This window comes from Caballeronia sp. LZ033 (genome assembly GCF_031451265.1).
Taxonomy (GTDB): domain Bacteria; phylum Pseudomonadota; class Gammaproteobacteria; order Burkholderiales; family Burkholderiaceae; genus Caballeronia.
The window spans coordinates 1,891,054-1,910,574 of the sequence record NZ_JARUXQ010000001.1 but is presented as its reverse complement, the minus strand read 5'-3'; the positions used below and the strand labels follow the sequence as shown (position 1 = coordinate 1,910,574).

Genomic DNA, 19,521 nt, shown 5'->3' with positions numbered 1-19,521 from the left:
GACGGGGTCTTCGCGTCCCTGATACAACGGGCTTACTTGACGCCCAGGCCGCGCAGGACAGCGTTGCCGTTTTCGGTCAGGCGCACCTTGGGACCGCTCGCGTCCGGCGACACGATCTCGACATAGCCGTATTCCTGCAGCGAGGCGACATCGGGCGTGGCCGCCATGACATCGATGGGCGCGTGCAGCAGCAGGAGCAGCGTGGCGATTTCGTGATGGCTGAGGAGCCGCTTGATGGCTCGCACGGGAGCCGAAGCCGGACGGACGAAGTTCATTGTATTTCCTCAAGTGTGCATGACGATGTGCGGCGCCTTGGCCCTGGCGATACCGGGGTGTAGCGCGTGCTTTGATGTCGATGGAATGCGCGCAGGTTATCGGCCGACACTTAGGCGAGACTTAAAAATCGCGCTCCATGACCGCCGCAGTTGTTACAGTGAATGTCACGTCTCGCGCGAACATTGCGCCGCCTCGCAAGCGTCGCGCTCAGAAGCGATAGTCGGGGTTTTTCGGGTCGAACGTGAGGTCGTCGAACGTCATGGGCTCGACGCGCTCGAACACCACGCTTTCAAAAATTTCGCCGTCGTTGTCGAAGGATTCGAGCGAGCGGAAGAACGGGCGCTCGAGATCGAGGCCGAGCACTTCCTTTTTCGCATAGAACGCCGGCTGACCGGTCGGCGTTTCGTAGGTGAGCGCCACCACGCGCACGCCGCGCACGGTCTTCACTTCGATATCCGCCGGCTGCGTGATGCCCGCTTCCGCAAAGCGCTGTCCCTCGTCGATGAAACGCCGGGTGATCGCCTCGACGCCCAGTTCGCGGATCGAATGGTTCGACTGCGAACGCGCGAGCGCGCCGTTCACCGAAGTCCAGATCGGCAGCACGCCCAGGAAGCCGCCCAGATGGCCGTAGAGCTGGTCGGGACGTTTCGAGTCGTCATAGATGATTTCCTGGCCCGCGTGCGCGCCGTCGGGCAGCCAGCGCGCATAGATGCGCAACGGTTCGCGCGTCACCCGCACGAGCATGTGATCGGCGCGCTTCGGCCACACGCCCTTGATGCGCTCGCGCCGCACCATCGTGAACTCGTAGGACGCGAAGGCGCTCAAGCCTTGCTCCAGATAGCGCGGCAGCGCGCCCGGATCGAGCGCGCGGAACAACGCGACGAGCTGGGCATCGTCGAGCCTCGCGAGTGCGCCGGTCGATGCCGCCTGCGCGAGCCACTGTGCTTGCGCGGCTGCGTCGAGATTCGCGGGCAGCGCGGCGGACGCAACTGGCGGCGCCTCAGGCAGTTGGGCATAGGCAAGCGAGGGCACGGTTGCGCCCGCGAAAATCGCACACGCCTGAAGCGCGGCGCAGGCGTTTCGCAAGGTCGAAGCGCCACGGCGTCGCGTGTGCGGCATCAGGTTCTCTCCGATGATCAGTCCGGCGGGTTCGTCGGTGCGTTGCTTTCGCGCAATTCGCGCCGCAACACCTTGCCGATGGTCGTCTGCGGCAGCGCGTCGCGGAACTCGACGAAGGCGGGCACCTTGTAGCCGGTCAGGTGTAAACGGGCGAACTTCACCAGTTCTTCCATCGTCAGCGATGCATCGCGCTTCACGACGAACACCTTCACGCGTTCGCCGGTCACCGGGTCCGGCACGCCGACCGCCGCCACCGCGCGCACCTTCGGATGCGCGGCGAGCACGTCCTCGATCTCGTTCGGATACACGTTGAAGCCCGACACGATCATCATGTCCTTCTTGCGGTCGATGAGACGGATGAAGCCGCGCGCATCCATCACGCCGATATCGCCGGTGGCGAGCCAGCCGTCGGCGTCGATGACTTTCGCGGTGTCTTCCGGCCGGTTCCAGTAGCCTTTCATCACCTGCGGGCCGTGCACGCAGAGTTCACCCGCTTCATCGACTGCCGCCCACATGCCGTCCTCGCGGCGCAGACGCACGAGCGTGGAGGCCACCGGCAGCCCGATGGTGCCGTCGAATGCATGACTGCCGTGCGCATCGAGCGGCGTGGCGCAGACGAGCGGCGCGCATTCGGTCAGGCCATAGCCTTCGATGAGCGTCTGTCCCGTCAGTTCCTTGAAGCGCGTGGCTACGGTGCGCTGCGTCGCCATGCCGCCGGCCATCGCGAGCTTGAGCGAGGAGAAGTCACGGCGGCGAAACTCGTCGTTGTCGAGCAGCGCGCTGTAGAGCGTATTGAGCGCGGTAATGGCCGTGAAGTCTTCGTGCCGCAGCGCGCGCATCAGCGCATGCAGGTCGCGCGGATTGACGATCAGCACGTTGCGCGCGCCGATTGCGAGGAAGGTCAGCGCGTTCACCGTCAGCGAATAGATGTGATAGAGCGGCAAGGGCGTGACGACGATCTCGCGCCCGTCGACGAGCCGGCTGCGCGCCCAGCCGAGTGCCTGCAGCAGGTTGGCGATCACGTTGCGATGCGTGAGCATCGCGCCCTTCGCGGTGCCGGTGGTGCCGCCCGTGTACTGGATGAACGCGATGTCGCCGAGACCCACGCGCACGGGTTCGAAGCGGCGCCGCGTGCCGCGCGCGAGCGCCTGCGGCAGGCGCACGGCATCGGGCAGGACGTAGGCGGGCACCTGTTTCCTGACATGCCGGAGGATGAGATCGAGCACGCGGCCCTTGAGATTGAGGCCGCCGCCGAGCAGATCGCCGATGCCGGTCACGACGACATTGCGCACGCGCGTCCCCGGCTGCGCGTCCTGCACGGTCTTCGCGAAGTTCTCGAACACGACGACCGTTTGCGCGCCGCTGTCCTTCAGTTGATGACCGAGCTCGCGCACGGTATAGAGCGGATTGACGTTGACGACGATTGCGCCCGCGAGCAGCGTGCCGAAGAGCGTGACGGGATAGGCGAGGGTATTGGGCATCATCAGCGCGACGCGATCGCCGGGCTTCACGCCGATGCCTTGCAGATACGACGCGAACGAATGCGCGTGCGCGCCGAGGGTCGCGAAGCTCATCTCGGAGCCGAGGCTCACGAAGGCGATGTGATCGCGAAAGCGCGCGACGCAGTCGTCGAAGAAATGCGCGAGCGAGCGATAGCGTTCGGGATCGATCTCGCGCGCCACGTCCGGCGGATACGACGCGTACCAGATGCCGTCCGTCGCGTGCGGCTCGAACGCCGCGCGCGGCCCTGCGTGTCCCGGGCTCATGCGTGTCTCCGTTGGCGCGCCTGACCCGCCGCGCCTTTTATTTTTACTGCTGCTGGTGCTTCTGCTGCGTGCCGCTCAACGCTCCAGTATCGCCACGATGCCCTGGCCGCCCGCCGCGCAAATCGAGATCAGGCCGCGCAGCGGCTGGCCATCGGCACGCGGCGGCGCGTGGGCCAGCATCTTCGCGAGCGTGCCCACGATGCGTCCGCCCGTCGCCGCGAATGGATGGCCGGTCGCAAGCGAGCCGCCGTTCACGTTGAGACGCTCGCGCGGAAGCGCGCTTAGCGGGCCGTCCAGGCCCAGCGCGGTGCGGCAGTATTCGTCGTCTTCCCATGCGGCGAGCGTAGACAGCACTTGCGCGGCGAAGGCTTCGTGAATCTCGTAGAAGTCGAAGTCCTGCAGCGTGAGGCCGGCGCGCGCCAGCATCGTCGGCACTGCGTAGGCGGGCGCCATCAGCAGGCCTTCGCGCTGGTCGAAGAAATCGACGGCCGCCGTCGCCGAAAAGCTCAGGAACGCCTGCACCGGCAGCCCGCGCTCCGCGGCCCACTGCTCGGACGCGAGCAGCACCGCCGAGGCGCCGTCGGTGAGCGGCGTCGAATTGCCCGCGGTGAGCGTGCCGGCGTCGCGGTCGAAGACAGGCTTCAGTTGCGCGAGCCGGTCGGACGACAGGTCGGGCCGCAGCGTGTTGTCCTGCGTGAGTCCCTTGTAGGGCGTCATCAGGTCGTTGAAGAATCCGTGCGCATAGGCAGCGGCCAGCTTCATGTGGCTTTCCAGTGCGAGCGCGTCCTGGGCCTCACGCGAAATCTTCCAGCGCTTGGCCATCAGCTCGCAGTGCTCGCCCATCGAGAGTCCGGTGCGCGGCTCCGCGTTGCGCGGCAATTGCGGCTTGAAGAACATGCCGGGCCGAAGCTTCGCGAGTGCGCCGACGCGCTGTGCCGCCGAACGCCCGCGATGCGCTTCGAGCAGGATCCGCCGCATCCGTTCGTTCACGGCGATGGGCGCGTCGGAGGCCGTATCGACACCGCCCGCGATGCCCATCTCGATCTGCCCGAGGGCGATCTTGTTGGCGACCAGGATCGCCGTTTCGAGGCCGGTGCCGCAGGCCTGCTGCACGTCGTAGGCGGGCGTTTCCCGCGCGAGCGTGGTCGAGAGCGCTGCCTCGCGCGTCAGGTTGAAGTCGCGCGAATGCTTGACGACGGCACCCGCGGCTACTTCGCCTGCGCGCATGCCGTGCAGGTCGAAGCGATCGACGAGCCCTTGCAGCGCGAAGCTCAGCATGTCCTGATTCGACGCGTTCGCATATGCCGTGTTCGCGCGCGCAAACGGAATCCGGTTGCTGCCGATGATCGCGACACGGCGCACGGCATTCATGGCAGCTCCCATTCGAAGTGGCCGCGCAGGTGCGGAACGTCGCCTGCGATATCGCGCACTTCGAAATCGCGTGCGACGGACGAGGGCGCCGCGCTCCACAGCGTCGCTTCGCCGGGCAGGTACAGCGGCGTCTTGAAATCGCCGTGCGCGTGGCCGGCCGCCAGCGCCTTGACCGGATGCAACGCCGCGAGCGTGCGCGCCAGCGTCCACATGCCGTGCGCGATCGCGCGCGGAAAGCCGAACGCCTTCGCCGTCAGCATGTGCAGATGGATCGGATTGAAGTCGCCGGATGCTTTCGCGTAGTCGCGGCCCAGTTGCGGCGGCAGTTGCCAGCGCGCCTCGCGTGCAAGCAGCGGGCGGGCGACTGCCGCGACCGCATCCGGCGCATCAGGGGCGCTCGCGCTGCGCACGCCGCGCTTCAGGTAGACGCTGTCGCCATCCCAGACAGCTTCGCCGCGCCGGAAAATGCGTGTGTGCAGCGTGAAGGCCTGACCTTTCTGATGCGGCATCAGCGGCCCGCATTCGACTTCGATGCGCAGCGCCTGTCCCGCCATCAGCGGACGGCGCAGGTGCACGCGATTCGAGAGATGCACGACGCCGAGCGCGGACCACGGAAACGACGGATCGGTCAGCATCATCAGATGCAGCGGAAACGCCAGCACGTGCGGAAAGGTGAGCGGCACGCCCTGCTCGGGAATGAAGCCGCAGACGCGCGCATAACGGCCGATGGCCTCGGGGTCGAGCTTGACGTCGGGCCGCACCAGCCGGATGGCGGGCAGTTGCGGCGCGTGGCCGCGCCGGAACAATCCCGGCAGCGCGCGGCCGTAGAGCCGGGCGGGCGGCGGCAAGCTCTCGACGACGACGGTGCGGGCGCGCGGCAGGGTTGGTGCGTGCATGGCGGGCGGGCTCCTCACGCGCCGATCAGGCTCTGGCCGCACACGCGGACCACGTTGCCCGTGGTGCCCGCGCTGCCCGGGCTCGCGAGCCAGGCGACGGTCTCGGCGACATCGACGGGCAGGCCGCCTTGGCCCATCGAGTTGAGCCGCCGGCCCGCCTCGCGCACGCCGAACGGCATGCGCGCGGTCATGTGCGTTTCGATGAAGCCCGGCGCCACGGCGTTGATCGTGATGCCGCGCGCGCGAAGGTGCGGCGCCAGCGCATGCACGCGGCCGATCACGCCGGCTTTCGAGGTCGCGTAGTTGGTCTGGCCGCGATTGCCCGCGATGCCGCTGATCGACGACACCGCGACGATGCGTCCGCCATGCTGCAGGACGTTCCCGGCGAGCAGCGCCTCGTCGATGCGCGCCTGCGCCAGCAGGTTGATGTCGATCACGCTGTCCCACAGTTCCGCGCTCATGCGCGCAATGGTCTTGTCGCGCGTGATGCCCGCGTTGTGCACGACGATGTCGATGCCGCCCGCGGCTCGCAGCGCGGCGGCGATGGCCGCGGGCGCTTCGGGCGCGGCGATGTCCGCCATGAGCGCCGCATGGGCGCCGCCCGAGGGCGATGCGTCCTCGATCGACAGCATGGTCTGGTCGAGCGCGTCGCGGGCGGCCTCGACATCGAGCCCGGTGACGATCGCGCCATGTCCGGCCAGCACCGCGGCGATCGCCGCGCCGATGCCGCGCGCCGCGCCCGTCACCAGCGCGCGCCGGCCCGCAAGCGGTTGGCTCCAGTCGACAGGTGCGACGGAAGGGTTGGACGATGTCTCGAGCGTGACCACTTGCCCCGACACATAAGCAGAGCGCGGCGAGAGAAAGAAGCGCAGCGCGGCTTCGAGGTCCGCACCTTCGGCCACGCGCAGCAGGTTCGACGTGATGCCGTTGCGCGCCTCCTTGCCGAGCGAGCGCACCAGGCCTTCCAGCGCATGTTGCGCGGTGGCGGCGGCGACGTTCGCGCAGGTCCCGGGCGGCCGCCCCAGCACGACGATGCGTCCGCTTTTCGCAAGCGAGCGCAGCGCGTCGTGGAAGAAGGCATACGGCGCGTGAAGCTCGCTGCTGTCCCCGATGCCGGTCGCGTCGAAGATCAAGGCCTGCACGCGGTCATTGTCGTGCGCGCCGCTTGGGCGCGGCTCGAAGCGTCCGCTCATCGCGCCGTGGCGTGCGGCGACCGGCAGCCAGCCGGCCGCGCTAGCGTGCGCGACGCCCGTCATGCCGAGCGCGGCGAGCACGTTCATCAGGGCGTCGAAGAGAGCGGGCGACGGCCCCGCGCCAATTGCAGCGAGGCCGTGGAATTCGGGCTCACCGGGGCGGAGGCGGCGCAGCATGGAGGGACGCGGCAGCCCGAGCGAGCGGGCAATGCTCGTGCCGAAAGGCGAATTGACGAAGTCGAGGTAGCGGTCTTTCATCGATTGGCGTTCGGTCGTCGGGCGGCGCGGAGGAGGTCTCCAGGATCGACGGGCACGGGCCGCAGTTCAGGCGATCGTCTCGGGCGCCTGCTGTTCGAGCGCCTCGCGACGTTTCTGCAATGCTTCGAGGATACCGAAGTCTGCAGAAAAATCATCGACTTTCACGGCTTCGCGCGCATGGACGGCCCATTCGGCCAGCAGCCGCCGCTCGCCCGCATCGATGAGGCCGCGCGCCGCGGTGTTCCGCGCCCACTCCTCGACGGCGTCCGGGCTCTGCGGCAGCGGGGCAATCTGGCCGGCTTTCACGGCATCTCGCAGACGGGTTTCGAGGGCGGCGACAGCGGGCGTCAGCGCCAGCAGTTTCTCGCCGCGCGCGATCGGATCGTGCTCGTTCGGCGAAACGTGCGCACCCGCGACCAGCCGCTCGCGCGCCTCGCCCGGCGTTTGCAGCAGGCGCGCGACTTCGTTGCCGAGGGCATCGGCGCAGGGTCCGTGCGGCAGGCCGAACGGGAACGCCAGCGTACGCAGCAACACGGCAGCCGGGCGGTTGGGCGTGTTGGCGAGCAGGCCGTCGAACGCCATGCACGCCTGATGCAGCGCGTCCTCGACGCCCCAGCGCACCAGCGGCAGGTCGCTTTCCTGACGGCCCTCGTCCTCGAAACGCTTGAGCGTCGCGGAGACGAGATAGAGTTGCGACAGGATGTCGCCCAGCCGCGCGGACAGACGCTCGCGCCGCTTCAGTTCGCCGCCCAGCACGAGCATGGAGACATCGGCGCACAACGCGAAGGCGGTCGACAGCCGGGTCGCCGCGCGATAGTACGGCGCGAGACGCGCATCGGCACGCGCCGGCCGGCGGATCAGCGCGCCGCCGCCGCACGCGTACACCAGACTGCGCAGCGCGTTGGACGCGAGGAAGCTCGCGTGGCCGAAGAAGGCGTCGTCGAACGCGTGCAGCGCACGTGCGTGATCGGCCTCGCGCGCCGCGGCCATTTCCTTGAGCACGTAGGGATGGCAGCGGATCGCCCCCTGGCCGAAGATGATCAGGCAGCGCGTCAGGATGTTCGCGCCTTCGACGGTGATCGAGATCGGCATCTGCTGGTAGGCGCGCGCCAGGAAGTTGGACGGCCCCATGCAGATGCCCTTGCCCGCGACGACGTCCATGCCGTCGTTGATGACCTTGCGGGCGCGCTCGGTGATGTGGAATTTCGCGATCGCGGAGATGACCGACGGTTTTTCGCCGAGATCCACCGCCTGCGCCGACAGGCGGCGCGCGGCGTCCATGACGTAGAGATTGCCGCCCATGCGGCCGAGCGCTTCCTGGATGCCCTCGAAGCGTCCAACCGGCGTGCGGAACTGGCGCCGCGCCGCTGCGTACGCGCCGGTGCCGCGCACCGCGAGCTTGGCCATGCCGACATTCGACGACGGCAGCGAGATCGCCCGGCCCGCGGCCAGGCATTCCATCAACATGCGCCAGCCGCGGCCCACTTGCGCGCGGCCGCCGATGACCCAGTCGAGGGGGATGAAGACGTCGGTGCCCCAGTTCGGGCCGTTCTGGAAGACCGCGTTCAACGGCCAGTGGCGCCGGCCGATATGCACGCCCGGATGCCGCGTCGGGATCAGCGCGCAGGTGATGCCGGGCGCGTCGTCAGGGCCGAGCAGATGCTCCGGGTCGAGCGCGCGGAACGCGAGGCCGAGCACAGTGGCGATCGGGCCTAACGTGATGTAGCGCTTGTTCCAGGTGACGCGGAAACCGAGCGTCTCGCGTCCTTCGTGCAGCCCGCGGCACACGATGCCGACATCGGGAATCGCGGCTGCATCGGAGCCGGCGTAGGGGCTCGTCAGCGCGAAGCAGGGAATCTCTTCCCCGCGCGCGAGCCGCGGCAGATAGTGGTTCTTCTGTTCCTCGGTGCCGTAGTGCAGCAGCAGTTCGGCGGGACCGAGCGAGTTCGGGACCATCACGGAGACGGCGGCCGCCGATGAGTGCGTCGACAGCTTCATGATGACCTGCGAATGCGCATACGCCGAGAAGGCCTTTCCGCCGTAGCGCTTTGGAATGATCATGCCGAGGAAGCCTTGCTCCTTCACGTAGCGCCATGCCTGCGGCGACAGGTCCTGCCAGACCGCTGTGGTGTCCCAGTCGTTGGCGAGCTCGCACAGCCGCGCGCATTCGTTGTCGATGAAGCTGCGTTCCTCCGGCGTGAGCGTCGGCGCGCCGTGCGCGAGCAACGCATCCCAGTGCGGGCGTCCGGAGAACAGCTCGGCGTCCCACCAGACCGTGCCGGCTTCGATGGCGTCGCGCTCGGTCGAGGACATCTCCGGCAGGATGCGGCGGAACAGGGCGAACACGCGCCGGCTGAGCAACGCGCGGCGCAGCGGGCGGATCGCCAGCAGCACTGCGGGCAGCACGAAGACGATGGCCAGCAATGCCGCTGCCGCCATTCCCGTCACGCCGGTCAAGGGGCCCGCGCCGACCCAGAGTGCGAGTGCCGCGAGCCACGCAAGCGCGGGTGCCCGGCAGAACGCCAGCGCGCCGGCAAGCAGCAGGAAGATGACGACGTACGGAGCCAGCATCACGGCCTCCCAGACCCGAAGCCTCGAGCGCGAGGCTGTCCATGTCATTGACGCAGCACGTCATGTGCCGTACGTCTTGATGCGTGCCTCTAAACAGATGAACGGCCTGGAGGCCAGCGGTCAGGCAGAGGCTTGATCGGGAGCTATGCCGCTCCAGCTGCGATAACTCTGAAAAACTCAAAATGGGGAAATTTCGCGTTTCGAGTTGGGACCGGGCGAGCAAGAATGGGTGGGTTCGGTCCTGCGCATGGCCTGGAAGGCCGGTGTGCCACCGGTCGATATCGATCCCCGCGCGGAGCGGGGATCAAAAGGGCGCTGTGGGTTCATCTTGCCGGAGTTCACCACAGCCAGTCACAACTCGGAGTGCTTCTAGTTGCGACCACCTGCACGTGCACGTGGTTGGAGGAGCATAGTTGAACTCGAATAATCTGGATCACTTGGAGAGGCTAAACATAGGCGCTGTTCCGGTTGAAGCCACGTTTCCGGACTGGGCCTGCATGCAGGGCTACGTGCTCTATATTTTCTTCGGGATGAACGGTGCATGCCGCTACCTGCGCGTGCCGCTGGACGAATCGCTGATCGCGACAATCCAGGCCGCCGGCTGCGATAGCGGCTTCTCGTTGTATCGGGATCCTGGCGGACGCCTGACGTCCGTCGGGAGGTTCATCGGTCTAGTCTGTCTGGAGCAGGCCATCCCGCCGGCTGCGATCTGCCACGAACTCGGCGTGCCCGAGCGCATCCTGAATCGCCTGCGACGCGAGCGGGAGGCATGCGCCGGCCATCCGCCGGACGCCAGCGCGTTCGAGAGCCTGCGGATGCTCGCGCTCAAGGGCGAGATCAAGGCATAGCAGTGGTGGAAGGGCGGGCGCGGTGCGCGGATGCGGTCCGCGCGCCTTTACGGTCGCGCGTTGCGCACAGCGTCTAGCTGCCGGCGCCCGCGCTTTCCGCCGATCGCGTCATGTCGATACCCCTGCGTTCGCGGCTGAAGAAGATGAGCCCCGCGATCACCACCGCGACTACGCCCGCGACAATCGCCATGGCCATGCCGTAGTTGTTGCCGTGCGATGTCGCGATCTCAGCCTGCATCGTCGCATTGACGGCGGCCAGCAGGTTGCCGAGCTGGTAGACGAGTCCGGGGAAGGTCGCGCGAATCTCGTCGGGGGAGATTTCGTTCAAATGCACGGGAATCACGCCCCACGCGCCCTGCACGGAGATCTGCATGAGGAACGCGCCGATCGCCAGCATGACCGGTGTCGTCGAGAACGCCCAGAGGTACAGCACCGGCAACGCGATCAGCGCGGCGATGAAGATCGCCAGACGCCGCCCGATCTTCTCGGACAGCGACCCGAAGAACAGCCCGCCGACAATCGCGCCGATGTTGAGCACGATGGTGATGACCGACACGGTGTGCGGATCGAAATGATGCTGTTCGCGCAGGAAGGTCGGATAGAGATCCTGCGTGCCGTGCGAGAAGAAGTTGAACGCGGTCATCAGCACGATTGCGTAGAGCGACAATGTCCAGTTCCGCTTGAGCGTGGCAATGAGGCTCGGGCGCGGGCGCTTCTCCATCGCGCGCCACGCGGGGGACTCGGGAACATGCGCGCGGATGTAAAGCACGAGCAGGGCGGGAATCACGCCAACGAAGAACATGCCGCGCCAGCCGACAAACTGATACAGCACCCCGAAAACAATCGAGGCCAGCAGGTAGCCGCTGGGATAGCCCGCCTGCAGCAGGCCGGACACGAAGCCGCGCGCGGAAGGCGGCACGGTTTCCATCGTCAGCGCGGAACCGACGCCCCATTCGCCGCCCATCGCGATGCCGAACAGCGCGCGCAGGATCAGCAGCGTCATCAGGTTTGGGGAGAGGCCGGAGAGAAGCTCCAGCATCGAATAGATTGCGATATTGATCATCAGCGTTGGACGGCGGCCGAACTTGTCGGCGAGGCGTCCGAATATCAGCGCGCCGAGCGGGCGCATGGCCAGCGTCAACGTAATGGCGAATGCGACGTCGGGGATTTTCGTATTGAATTCGGCGGCGATGTCTTTCAATACGAAGACCATCAGGAAGAAATCGAATGCGTCGAGTGTCCAGCCCAGATAAGCGGCGATCGTTACGTTTCTCTGTTCGCGCGTCCAGTTCATTGCCACGTGCTCCGTTGGAATTGTTTGATTCGAATTGGCAGATCAACAGGGAGCGACGCAGCAATAAATGCGCCGCCCGCAGGCGCGACGGCTCAGCGGCCCCGCGCAACCGCGAGTCTACGGCGGCCGGCCAACTCATGCTTGATCAAACTGCTTTCGTTCGGAAAAGGCTGGCAGTGAATCTGAATCAATTAATACACGAGTCATTCAAATCTGTTAATCACGGTGAACATGTGAATCATTAATGAAAGAAGACATCTCGAGAGATTGCAAGGTTCTGAAGAGTCTCCAAATGTGACGCCGGTTTGCATACCGGCGGAATTCATTATTGATACAGAGACTGAGCGAATGCCGGGCTGGCCCAGCCGACGCTCCAGTTCCGTGCAGCGGGAGGCATTGCCTGGCCGCCGTAGATCACCGATCCGTCCGGGTTCTGGTACGTCATCCACGGAACGGCCCCGGTCTGATCGACGCCGGGCTGAGAGAAGTCGCAGACTCCGGCAGGGAATATCGCCTGCATCTGGGCCCACTGCTGATCGCTGAATGGAATCGGACCGTAATTGTCCGACCGGTTCAGCGGTTTGCGCTCGCACTTGTTGACATCCATCGCAACGGACTGCCCCGCCACGATGCGCGGCGTCTGATAGACCGGTATGACGGTGTTGCTGCACAGCCCGGGCTGAACGTTGCCGCTTGAATCGAAGCAACTGTCTACAGCGTTCGCGGGCTTGTCCGCCGACACTTTCTGCGCGAGCGATAGCGCACTGGCGTCGGCCTCGATGTTGTTCAGCCAGGTTTCCAGCGTCTTGAACGCTTTCAGAAAGCAGGTCGCGTCACCGGTAAGTAAAGTCGGACCACCGAATATCACATCATTGGCGTGATTCCCGAAGGCATGATCCAGCCGAGCTCGAAGCGCGAACGTGCGCGAGGTGTCGTGCCCAGCCGGGTTGGGGCCGAGGCAATCCACGATCGGCGTGGCGTCGAGGTGATTGGCTTCGTTGATCATGCCGGCCCGATAGACATTCTGGAGCGCAGGCTCGTCCGCCATCACGCGCGTCGCAGTGGGAACGCCATTGATGTCCAGGGCGCCGACGTTCTGGTTGAGATCGAGAAACTGCGCCAGCGATATCGCCCCGTTCTGAAGAGAGTTCAATCCGTATTGCACCCCGACGTTGTCGTACGGACGGCCCGCGAAACCGTGACCCAGCGCTTGTTCGGTTGCCGACCAGACGCCTTGCGCACGCAGGCCGAAGATGTTGACGGCCCAATCGGTGATGCCGCATCGAACGCCGCTGGGGTTGGTGTCCGCGTTAAAGATGATGGCAGGGTTTTTAATCCCCGGGCATGAACCGACGGCGGTTGGCGAAGCAGAGGCGCCATTTGGATAGACGGCAGAGAAAAACGCAAGATCCGTCAAGTAGATATTCTGATCGACGTTCGCAGGAATCAGGTTGCTTCCGATCAAGCCGAGCAGCGTAGAAGGGAGCGCTGTCGGCACACCGCTCAGTGCGGAGGCTGCCGCTGCGATGCCCTGCGCACCCCACGGGCTGCCGATATCCCCGTAGACGGCCTGCTGGGCCTGCGGGCTCCAGGCAATCCCGCCGGCGCTGACGCTGTTCTGGCCGAAGTAGCTCAGCAACAGATGGTTATCCGCCATTTGCGCGGCGGATCCCCAGGCATCAGGGAAGGCGGCGGATGCCAGCAACGCCTGATACACGCCGGGATAGGCATTTTGAACCCATTGCTCGGCCAGCGAGCCGCCAGACACGCCCATCCCGATGGTGTAGCGCAAGCGGCCATAGTTCTTGATGAAATATTCCTTGGCCATGATGAGAGATTCAGCCTGAATGGCGACATTGCAATCGACGGCGCTATTGGCCAGTGCGGTGCTCAGCACGGCGAATCCTTTCCCTAGCGCGTAAAGCACAGTGTCATTGGCGGCGGAAGAGCCGTCAGTGACGACCGACGGATTGGCAGACGCACCGAAGAAGATCCCGCACAGACTGCCGTGCGTGATATAGAGCTTGCGATTGAATTGCGGCTGGGGGCTGATCGCGGTCCACGCCAGCGCCGGTTGGTAAAGCGTCCCGATCTGATACTGGCTGCGGTCCTGATAGCCCGTTTCCACCCGGACGATGAACGGCACCGTCACGCCCTGCTCAGTCGTGACGGAGGCGATATCCTGGGGTGGCCGAACCGGGTTGTAGGGTTGCAGCCCTTGCAGTGACGGATTGGTCGACAGATATAGCCAGCTGTAGATGGGCGCCTGGTTGCACTGGGCGTCGGTCGCTCCCGGCTGGCAGGGCCAAGGCTGAATCTGGGGCCCGGAGAATATCGGCCCCCCCAGGGGGTGATCGATGAGGGTCTGTTGCGCGGTCGTCAAACCCGGTCCGGATACCGATAAGGTGTTTGACCCCGGCGACAGGCCGGTCACGAGCCCGATGTAGCTACCGGAAGCGTCATAGGCGAACGCCTTGCGCTCGTCGATGCCGTTCAGCGATACATAGATGTTCTGCGCGTTCGCGCCTTGCGGCAGATCCAGTTCAATCAGGGCGTTGCCGCCGCTCACCAGATCCGCGCGCCCGGACAGCACCTTGATGACGGGCGGAGGCGCACTGGGTGCGACTGCGGCGGGATTGTTTCCAGAGGTCCCGGTATCGGTCGAGGGGCTCGAAGACGAGCCGGTCGAGCCGGTCGAACCCGAACCGCCGCCGCACCCGGCCAGCAGCAATGACACCAATGCCAGCAGCCCGGTCTGGCGAAGGGATTGAATTCGACTTGCCATCGCGATTTCCCGATTGTTCAGAATTTGTAGGACACGGCGAGAAACGTGATCAGGGGATCCGCTTTCAGGTCGGACTTGGACACCGCGAGTGTCGTGCCGTCGGCGGCCTTGATCGTCACCGAAGAGGTGGTTTTCAACGGGATATAGGACAGCGATGCAAGCAATCCCCAGTGCTCCGTGATGTTGAACAGGAAGCCCGCGTTGAATACCGGCTGCCATGACGACGACGCATCGCCCGACACCTGCGTCGGACCGGGTTTTCCTGCGCCCGCCGCCAGAACCTGACCCAGCGTGTTACGCGTCTGCGCGATGAAGTTGTTGCCAAGCTGGACGTCGCTGAACCAGTTGTACGAGACGCCGACGCCGAGGAAGGGCCGGAATCGGGAAGTTGGCTGTCCGATGTAATACTGCAGGATGACAGCCGGGCTCCACAGCCGCGCGGACTTCACGACGGGATTGACCGCCCCGAGGCCGATGTTCTGGGTGCCCAGCGTGCCTGCCGGGCCGGGTGGGGTAATCGTGCCGCTTCCGTACACCTGGAACTTCGGCGGCACGCCGGCCAATGCGGTGACGGCAAACTGATCCGTCAGAAAGTGGGAGAAGGTGATGCCGAGCGTGTCGGCCTGCCCGACGCTCAGCCCGGTTCCCGGGGAATTGAACGACGGCGGCAGGCCCAGCGCGCCGTTCATGGGCGTGGGTGCGACATACGTGGTCAGCGAGCTGCTGCTGTCTTGCGGAAACGCATGCAGCCATCCCAGCGACACGACGTTGCTGCCCGCGCTTTGTGCCGACGCGATGCAGGGCAGCAGGAACGCCGCACACGCCATGGCATGAAAGATTCGTTTCATCGAAGGCTCCGGGTTCCCTTCACTGCACGAACGCGCCGATCAGGAAATAGGGCGACGCGGGGGTGGACATGTCGAGGAAGCCAAACACGCCTCCTGTGAAAAGAAACGTGCCGGTGGGCGTTGCGCTGGCCGCATCCGCGTGCGTGGTACTGATCGCGCCCGGCAGCGTCTGCGTGTAGTCGAGCGTCAGGACGGTCGCCAACGAGGCCTGGGACGCGTTGAACGGATCGAACAGCGTGGCCCGGGTGTCGGCGAGCGCGGTCGCGCGGTAGTCGAACCGGCTGTCGGCGCCGATGTACTCGCCGTTCTGGGATCCCGACGCAAGCTTCGTCTGCGGCGCCAGGATGGCAATGCCCGATTCGTCGTCGGCGGTCAGGGGCGGGACGCCGTTCGCGTCAGGCTGCGTGCCCGGGTTCGCCGCACCGGTGCGGATCATGATCGGCACCCGCTGGCCTCGCAATGTGCCGACGATCAGGTAGCCCTTCGCCTGCGCCACCGGCGCCAGCGTCGGCTGGATCTGCCCCTGGTAGTGATCCGTCTCGAACGCGCCGCTGCCGTTCGAGGAGGCCGTCAGGTTCGTGCCCGGCTGTCTGCATGTGCCGGCATAGAGGCCTGTCGTGTCGCAGCGCGACCAGCTGCCGTCCGGATTGATCGTCACGCTGGCGTTGATGGTCGTCGGCGCAAAGTTCTGCGAGGGCACCTGGGCGTAGCCGATCTGGTTGTACGTTCCGGTGATGTCGGCCAGATCCGTATCGAGCGTCGCAAACCCGATGAACGGGAAGTAGGGAAAGGTCGTGTCAGGGATGGCGCCCTGGCCGCCGTTGCCCGCGTACGCCAGCTCCTTGCCCGGAATGGTGCCGCCGATCACGCCGTCGCCGACGAACACGCGCGCCGGCCGTGCAGGGTCGAGGCTCGCGCCATTCAGCCGGTACGCGCAGCGGTTGAGGCTTTGCGTCGCGAGCTGCGTTTCCGGGGTGAGCGTGCCGCTATCGAGCGTGCCTGCGCGCGTCGGCACCACGGTGCCCGGCGTTTGCGGGATCGGCGACGCCACATAGGTGACCTGCCAGGTGAGCCGGGTGGTGTCGAGCTGGATCCTGACCAGTTCGCCGTCGCCGGCCCCGCCCGTGAAGACCGTCCCGTAGTCGAGCGACGACGGACACAGCGGCGCCTGGACCAGCGGCGCCGTGTTGTCGGTCGCCCCTCCGCACGCCGAGAGCAAAAGCGCGGCGCCCGCCATCGTCGTTCTGATGGTGTTCTTCATGGATCTCCTCCGCAGCGCTTCCGTTTGGAAGCGCCTGTCTTCTTATGGATTGCCAGGCTGGGCGGCCGCGCCGGAAAGCGCGCCTACGCTGAAGTAGGGCGAGGCCGCAGCCGGTGTGATGGCGGCGCCCATCCCGATTCCGGACGAGGTCGACGCGAGGCCGCCGTTCGCCGAGCCTTGAATCAAGGCCGCGTACAGGCCGCCAGCCGCAATCAAGTCGCCCTGGTACGGCGCATTGCCGCTCTCTGCGAGGTGAATGACGCCGGGCGTCGACTGCCCATAGTCGAGCGTGAATGCGGTTTCAGGCTGCTGGGATGTCGGGTCGATGAACGATCCGGTGGCGCCGTTGATGACCGTTCCCGTGTACTTGAAGTTGGAGTCGGCCCCAGCATAAGTGCCGTCGATCGCGCCGCTCTTCAGTGCGGTTGCGTGGCTCAGGACGGCGATGCCGGATTCGTCGTCGACCTGTGCGTTGGTGAAGTAAGGCGCGGTGCCGGGAATCATGAGGCCGGTTCGCACGATCACCGGAATGGTTGCGCCGTTCAACTGGCCCAGAACCATATGCGCCGATGCAATGAGGCCGGCCTTCGGCAGCGTCATCGCGGAGAGCAGGGGGATCGTGCCGCTGAGGGCCTGGGCCGTCTGCTGCAGGACAGGCACGATGGCCGGGTCCACGAGTCCCACAGTGCCGAGGAGGCCTTGATTGCTCAAGGCGCCGGCTATGCCGTTGATCGTCGCAACGACGGACTGGATCTGGGACGGGCTGAAAAGCGCACTGAATTGCGTGCCGATCTGAGGTGCCGCTGCGCTGTCGAAGTACCCCGCCGGGTTGATAGCCCAGTCGCCGCCGGTGGTCAGACAGCCGGTGGCACTGGACGTGTAATTCGGATTGGCGGCATTCGTGCTCGTGCAATGTCCGTCTTTGTCAAATGATTCGTGGGTGATTGTGCCGCTGGTTGCATAGCCACCCGACGGCACGACATGGTATAGCAGCCCGTTATACGTTCCCTGAACGTCTGCCGGATTCATCGAGACACTGGAGAAACCGACGAACGGATAAAAATCGACGTGCCGGTTCGGAACCGCACCAACCATGGAAGGAACTTTCAAGATGCTCAATAGCGGATTCAGACTTTGGGGATTCGTATTCAGGGTACTTTTAACCTCGGCCAAGGTTTGCTGTAAAGCCGGTGTTTGCAGCGCGATCAGGACCTGCTGCACCATGTTCAGTTGATCCGGAGTAATGCCAACCGCACCAAAGCCTCCTCGGATAAACGCCCAGCCGATTCCCGCGAAACTGAAGGGCGGCGCGATCACATTATTCAGAAACGCGCTGGCGGTTTGCAAATCATTCGCATTCGCCAAAATACTCAAAAACTGCTGTAAGCCGGGATTCTGCGCGACTGTCGCCATGGCCGAATATCCGTCGAATTCCATCGTCGCGCCGGGAATGCCGCCCCCCGCGATGCCGAAGCCCAGGAGAATCGTCGGTGGATTGGCTTGATTGAAATCATTCGACGTGGAATAGCCGGAGTCACTGCTGCCAGGCATCAGCACGAATGCGCAACGGGTTTGTTGAGCGGTCGGAAGCGTGCCCGCGGGCGGATGGGTCAGATTGCCGGAAATCGTCACGCCCTTCCGAGTGGGCGTCAGCGTACCCGCAGCCAGCGGCACCGACGACTCCAGCCACTTCAGCGTGTAGGTCATTGCTGTCGCGTCGAGATGGAGACTCACCACCTCGCCGCTTCCAGTCCCGCCCAAATAGGTGCTGCCGGATATGGCCTGATCCGCCGGGCAAAGCTGTGCGCTGCTCGTTGGTGCGGAAACGGGCTGTCCCTGCGCTCCGCACGCCGATCCCGAACACTGCGGCACGTTGATGGCGGCGGGTTGGCTGACATTCCCGTCGCTGCACGACGCCAAAGTGGCGAGAGCGGCAACGCAGGCGAACCGGTTTCTAAAATGGCGGAGCGCCATTCTACGTCTCCTGATTTTCATTTTTAATTGAGCGCGCCGTCGATTATCGGCTGACGCAGCTTTTATGTTTCAATATCGTTCGCCGAATGCGAACGTCGAATTCATTATTTCGAACGTCATGCAATAACACTCATGATTGAAATTCGTTCCATGCGTCCGCAGCATGGCGATTGACGGAAGATTTTTCGTAATGACTTATAACGGTCAGCATTCTGAAGCTGGATTCTGATAAAGGCGGTTTTCGGTGTCAATCGATGAAATCTTCTAAATCAGATGCTGTGGATAATCGGGTGAATTGAATTAAAAAACGGAACCGTTGCACCATTATTGTCACTAGGAAAATCGTGAATTAAATTCCGACTGAAACAGGGAAGAGGGGTAGCGCGCCACGGCTCGAATTCCAGCCAGCGCTGCGCATAGGGGCGGAGCATGCCTCGACGTGAGCGATCAACGCGAAGGAAGTCGCGCAGGTGGCGGAATGATTTGATGTGACGTGCTCAGATCCGAGCCGCGAAAAAAAACACGGCCGGAAACGAAAAACCCCACGTCAGTGCGTGGGGTTCTTGCGTGCGATGCGCTTCGATCAGCGTCTCGCGAAAGAGGACCTTGGTGCCCAGGAGAGGACTCGAACCTCCACGGTGTTGCCACCGCTAGGACCTGAACCTAGTGCGTCTACCAATTCCGCCACCTGGGCCAAGGGGTACAGCGAGCCCGCTATTGTAGCGGGAACCGAAACCGTGTCAACTGAAAAGTCTGACGACTGGAGATGTTCAAAAACCCACCTGAAGCACCCACCTGAAGCCGTCCGGAAACACGATCCCTGCATAAAATGAAAAAGCCACCCGAAGGTGGCTTTTTCAAACATCTGGTGCCCAAGAGAGGACTCGAACCTCCACGGTGTTGCCACCGCTAGGACCTGAACCTAGTGCGTCTACCAATTCCGCCACCTGGGCAAGGGTGTGCTCTGCTTCAATTTCTTCAATTCGTTGGTGCAGACCGTTTTTGGCGGGTTGCTCAACAGCAGAGAACGCAATTATATCGACCGTATCGAGTCTGTCAAG

Annotated in this window: 13 protein-coding genes and 2 tRNA genes; 1 reads left to right on the top strand and 14 read right to left on the bottom strand. The window is 64.6% G+C overall.

Annotated features, from left to right (window positions below; genetic code table 11):
• Positions 1-32: 32 nt before the first annotated feature.
• From QCE62_RS08880 to QCE62_RS08850, 7 genes are all read right to left on the bottom strand, one after another.
• Complete coding sequence (locus QCE62_RS08880; RefSeq protein WP_309916724.1) at positions 33-275, bottom strand: hypothetical protein; 243 nt, start codon at positions 273-275, stop codon at positions 33-35.
• A gap of 208 nt (positions 276-483) precedes the next feature.
• Complete coding sequence (locus tag QCE62_RS08875; protein ID WP_309916721.1) at positions 484-1,395, bottom strand: DUF1571 domain-containing protein; 912 nt, start codon at positions 1,393-1,395, stop codon at positions 484-486.
• Positions 1,396-1,412: 17 nt separating this feature from the next.
• The gene (locus QCE62_RS08870) at positions 1,413-3,161 is read right to left on the bottom strand and encodes an AMP-binding protein (RefSeq protein WP_309916718.1); all 1,749 of its coding nucleotides are present in this window, start codon (positions 3,159-3,161) and stop codon (positions 1,413-1,415) included.
• Positions 3,162-3,236: 75 nt separating this feature from the next.
• Positions 3,237-4,532, bottom strand: coding sequence for an acetyl-CoA C-acetyltransferase (locus tag QCE62_RS08865; RefSeq protein ID WP_309916715.1), 1,296 nt, complete (start codon positions 4,530-4,532; stop codon positions 3,237-3,239).
• A complete protein-coding gene (locus QCE62_RS08860) occupies positions 4,529-5,428 on the bottom strand; it encodes a MaoC/PaaZ C-terminal domain-containing protein (RefSeq protein ID WP_309916712.1) in 900 nt (299 codons plus the stop codon). Before QCE62_RS08860 ends, QCE62_RS08865 begins: the two co-directional genes overlap by 4 nt.
• A gap of 14 nt (positions 5,429-5,442) precedes the next feature.
• Entirely contained in the window at positions 5,443-6,879 is a 1,437-nt protein-coding gene (locus QCE62_RS08855; protein WP_309916708.1) for a 3-oxoacyl-ACP reductase, read from the bottom strand.
• A 66-nt stretch (positions 6,880-6,945) separates the two neighbouring features.
• The gene (locus QCE62_RS08850; RefSeq protein ID WP_409017814.1) at positions 6,946-9,450 is read right to left on the bottom strand and encodes an acyl-CoA dehydrogenase; all 2,505 of its coding nucleotides are present in this window, start codon (positions 9,448-9,450) and stop codon (positions 6,946-6,948) included.
• 497 nt (positions 9,451-9,947) lie between these two features.
• Here QCE62_RS08850 and QCE62_RS08845 point away from each other — a divergent pair, with 497 nt between their 5' ends.
• Complete coding sequence (locus QCE62_RS08845; protein WP_309916705.1) at positions 9,948-10,298, top strand: hypothetical protein; 351 nt, start codon at positions 9,948-9,950, stop codon at positions 10,296-10,298.
• Positions 10,299-10,371: 73 nt separating this feature from the next.
• Here QCE62_RS08845 and QCE62_RS08840 read toward each other — a convergent pair whose 3' ends face one another.
• From QCE62_RS08840 to QCE62_RS08810, 7 genes are all read right to left on the bottom strand, one after another.
• Complete coding sequence (locus QCE62_RS08840) at positions 10,372-11,598, bottom strand: MFS transporter (protein ID WP_309916702.1); 1,227 nt, start codon at positions 11,596-11,598, stop codon at positions 10,372-10,374.
• 319 nt (positions 11,599-11,917) lie between these two features.
• A complete protein-coding gene (locus QCE62_RS08835; RefSeq protein ID WP_309916699.1) occupies positions 11,918-14,377 on the bottom strand; it encodes a DUF6351 family protein in 2,460 nt (819 codons plus the stop codon).
• Positions 14,378-14,394: 17 nt separating this feature from the next.
• Positions 14,395-15,225: an OmpW family outer membrane protein gene (locus QCE62_RS08830; protein WP_309916696.1), complete on the bottom strand. Its 831-nt coding sequence runs from the start codon at positions 15,223-15,225 to the stop codon at positions 14,395-14,397.
• Between the two features lie 19 nt (positions 15,226-15,244).
• On the bottom strand, positions 15,245-16,486 hold the full coding sequence (locus QCE62_RS08825; protein ID WP_309916692.1) for a DUF2957 domain-containing protein: 1,242 nt from the start codon (positions 16,484-16,486) through the stop codon (positions 15,245-15,247).
• A 42-nt stretch (positions 16,487-16,528) separates the two neighbouring features.
• Positions 16,529-18,460 carry a DUF2957 domain-containing protein gene (locus QCE62_RS08820; RefSeq protein WP_309916691.1) on the bottom strand — a complete coding sequence of 644 codons (1,932 nt, stop codon included), beginning with the start codon at positions 18,458-18,460 and terminating at the stop codon, positions 16,529-16,531.
• A gap of 607 nt (positions 18,461-19,067) precedes the next feature.
• Positions 19,068-19,154, bottom strand: a tRNA-Leu gene (locus QCE62_RS08815).
• Between the two features lie 172 nt (positions 19,155-19,326).
• A tRNA-Leu gene (locus QCE62_RS08810) sits at positions 19,327-19,413 on the bottom strand.
• Positions 19,414-19,521: the final 108 nt, after the last annotated feature.

Bases quoted from the DNA above. Each gene is read 5' to 3' on its own strand.
- QCE62_RS08860 (WP_309916712.1), bottom strand. From the start codon at position 5,428: ATGCACGCACCAACCCTGCCGCGCGCCCGCACCGTCGTCGTCGAGAGC.
- QCE62_RS08850 (WP_409017814.1), bottom strand. From the start codon at position 9,450: ATGCTGGCTCCGTACGTCGTCATCTTCCTGCTGCTTGCCGGCGCGCTG.
- QCE62_RS08835 (WP_309916699.1), bottom strand. From the start codon at position 14,377: ATGGCAAGTCGAATTCAATCCCTTCGCCAGACCGGGCTGCTGGCATTG.
- QCE62_RS08875 (WP_309916721.1), bottom strand. From the start codon at position 1,395: ATGCCGCACACGCGACGCCGTGGCGCTTCGACCTTGCGAAACGCCTGC.
- QCE62_RS08825 (WP_309916692.1), bottom strand. From the start codon at position 16,486: ATGAAGAACACCATCAGAACGACGATGGCGGGCGCCGCGCTTTTGCTC.
- QCE62_RS08845 (WP_309916705.1), top strand. From the start codon at position 9,948: ATGCAGGGCTACGTGCTCTATATTTTCTTCGGGATGAACGGTGCATGC.
- QCE62_RS08880 (WP_309916724.1), bottom strand. From the start codon at position 275: ATGAACTTCGTCCGTCCGGCTTCGGCTCCCGTGCGAGCCATCAAGCGG.
- QCE62_RS08870 (WP_309916718.1), bottom strand. From the start codon at position 3,161: ATGAGCCCGGGACACGCAGGGCCGCGCGCGGCGTTCGAGCCGCACGCG.
- QCE62_RS08855 (WP_309916708.1), bottom strand. From the start codon at position 6,879: ATGAAAGACCGCTACCTCGACTTCGTCAATTCGCCTTTCGGCACGAGC.
- QCE62_RS08865 (WP_309916715.1), bottom strand. From the start codon at position 4,532: ATGAATGCCGTGCGCCGTGTCGCGATCATCGGCAGCAACCGGATTCCG.
- QCE62_RS08820 (WP_309916691.1), bottom strand. From the start codon at position 18,460: ATGGCGCTCCGCCATTTTAGAAACCGGTTCGCCTGCGTTGCCGCTCTC.
- QCE62_RS08830 (WP_309916696.1), bottom strand. From the start codon at position 15,225: ATGAAACGAATCTTTCATGCCATGGCGTGTGCGGCGTTCCTGCTGCCC.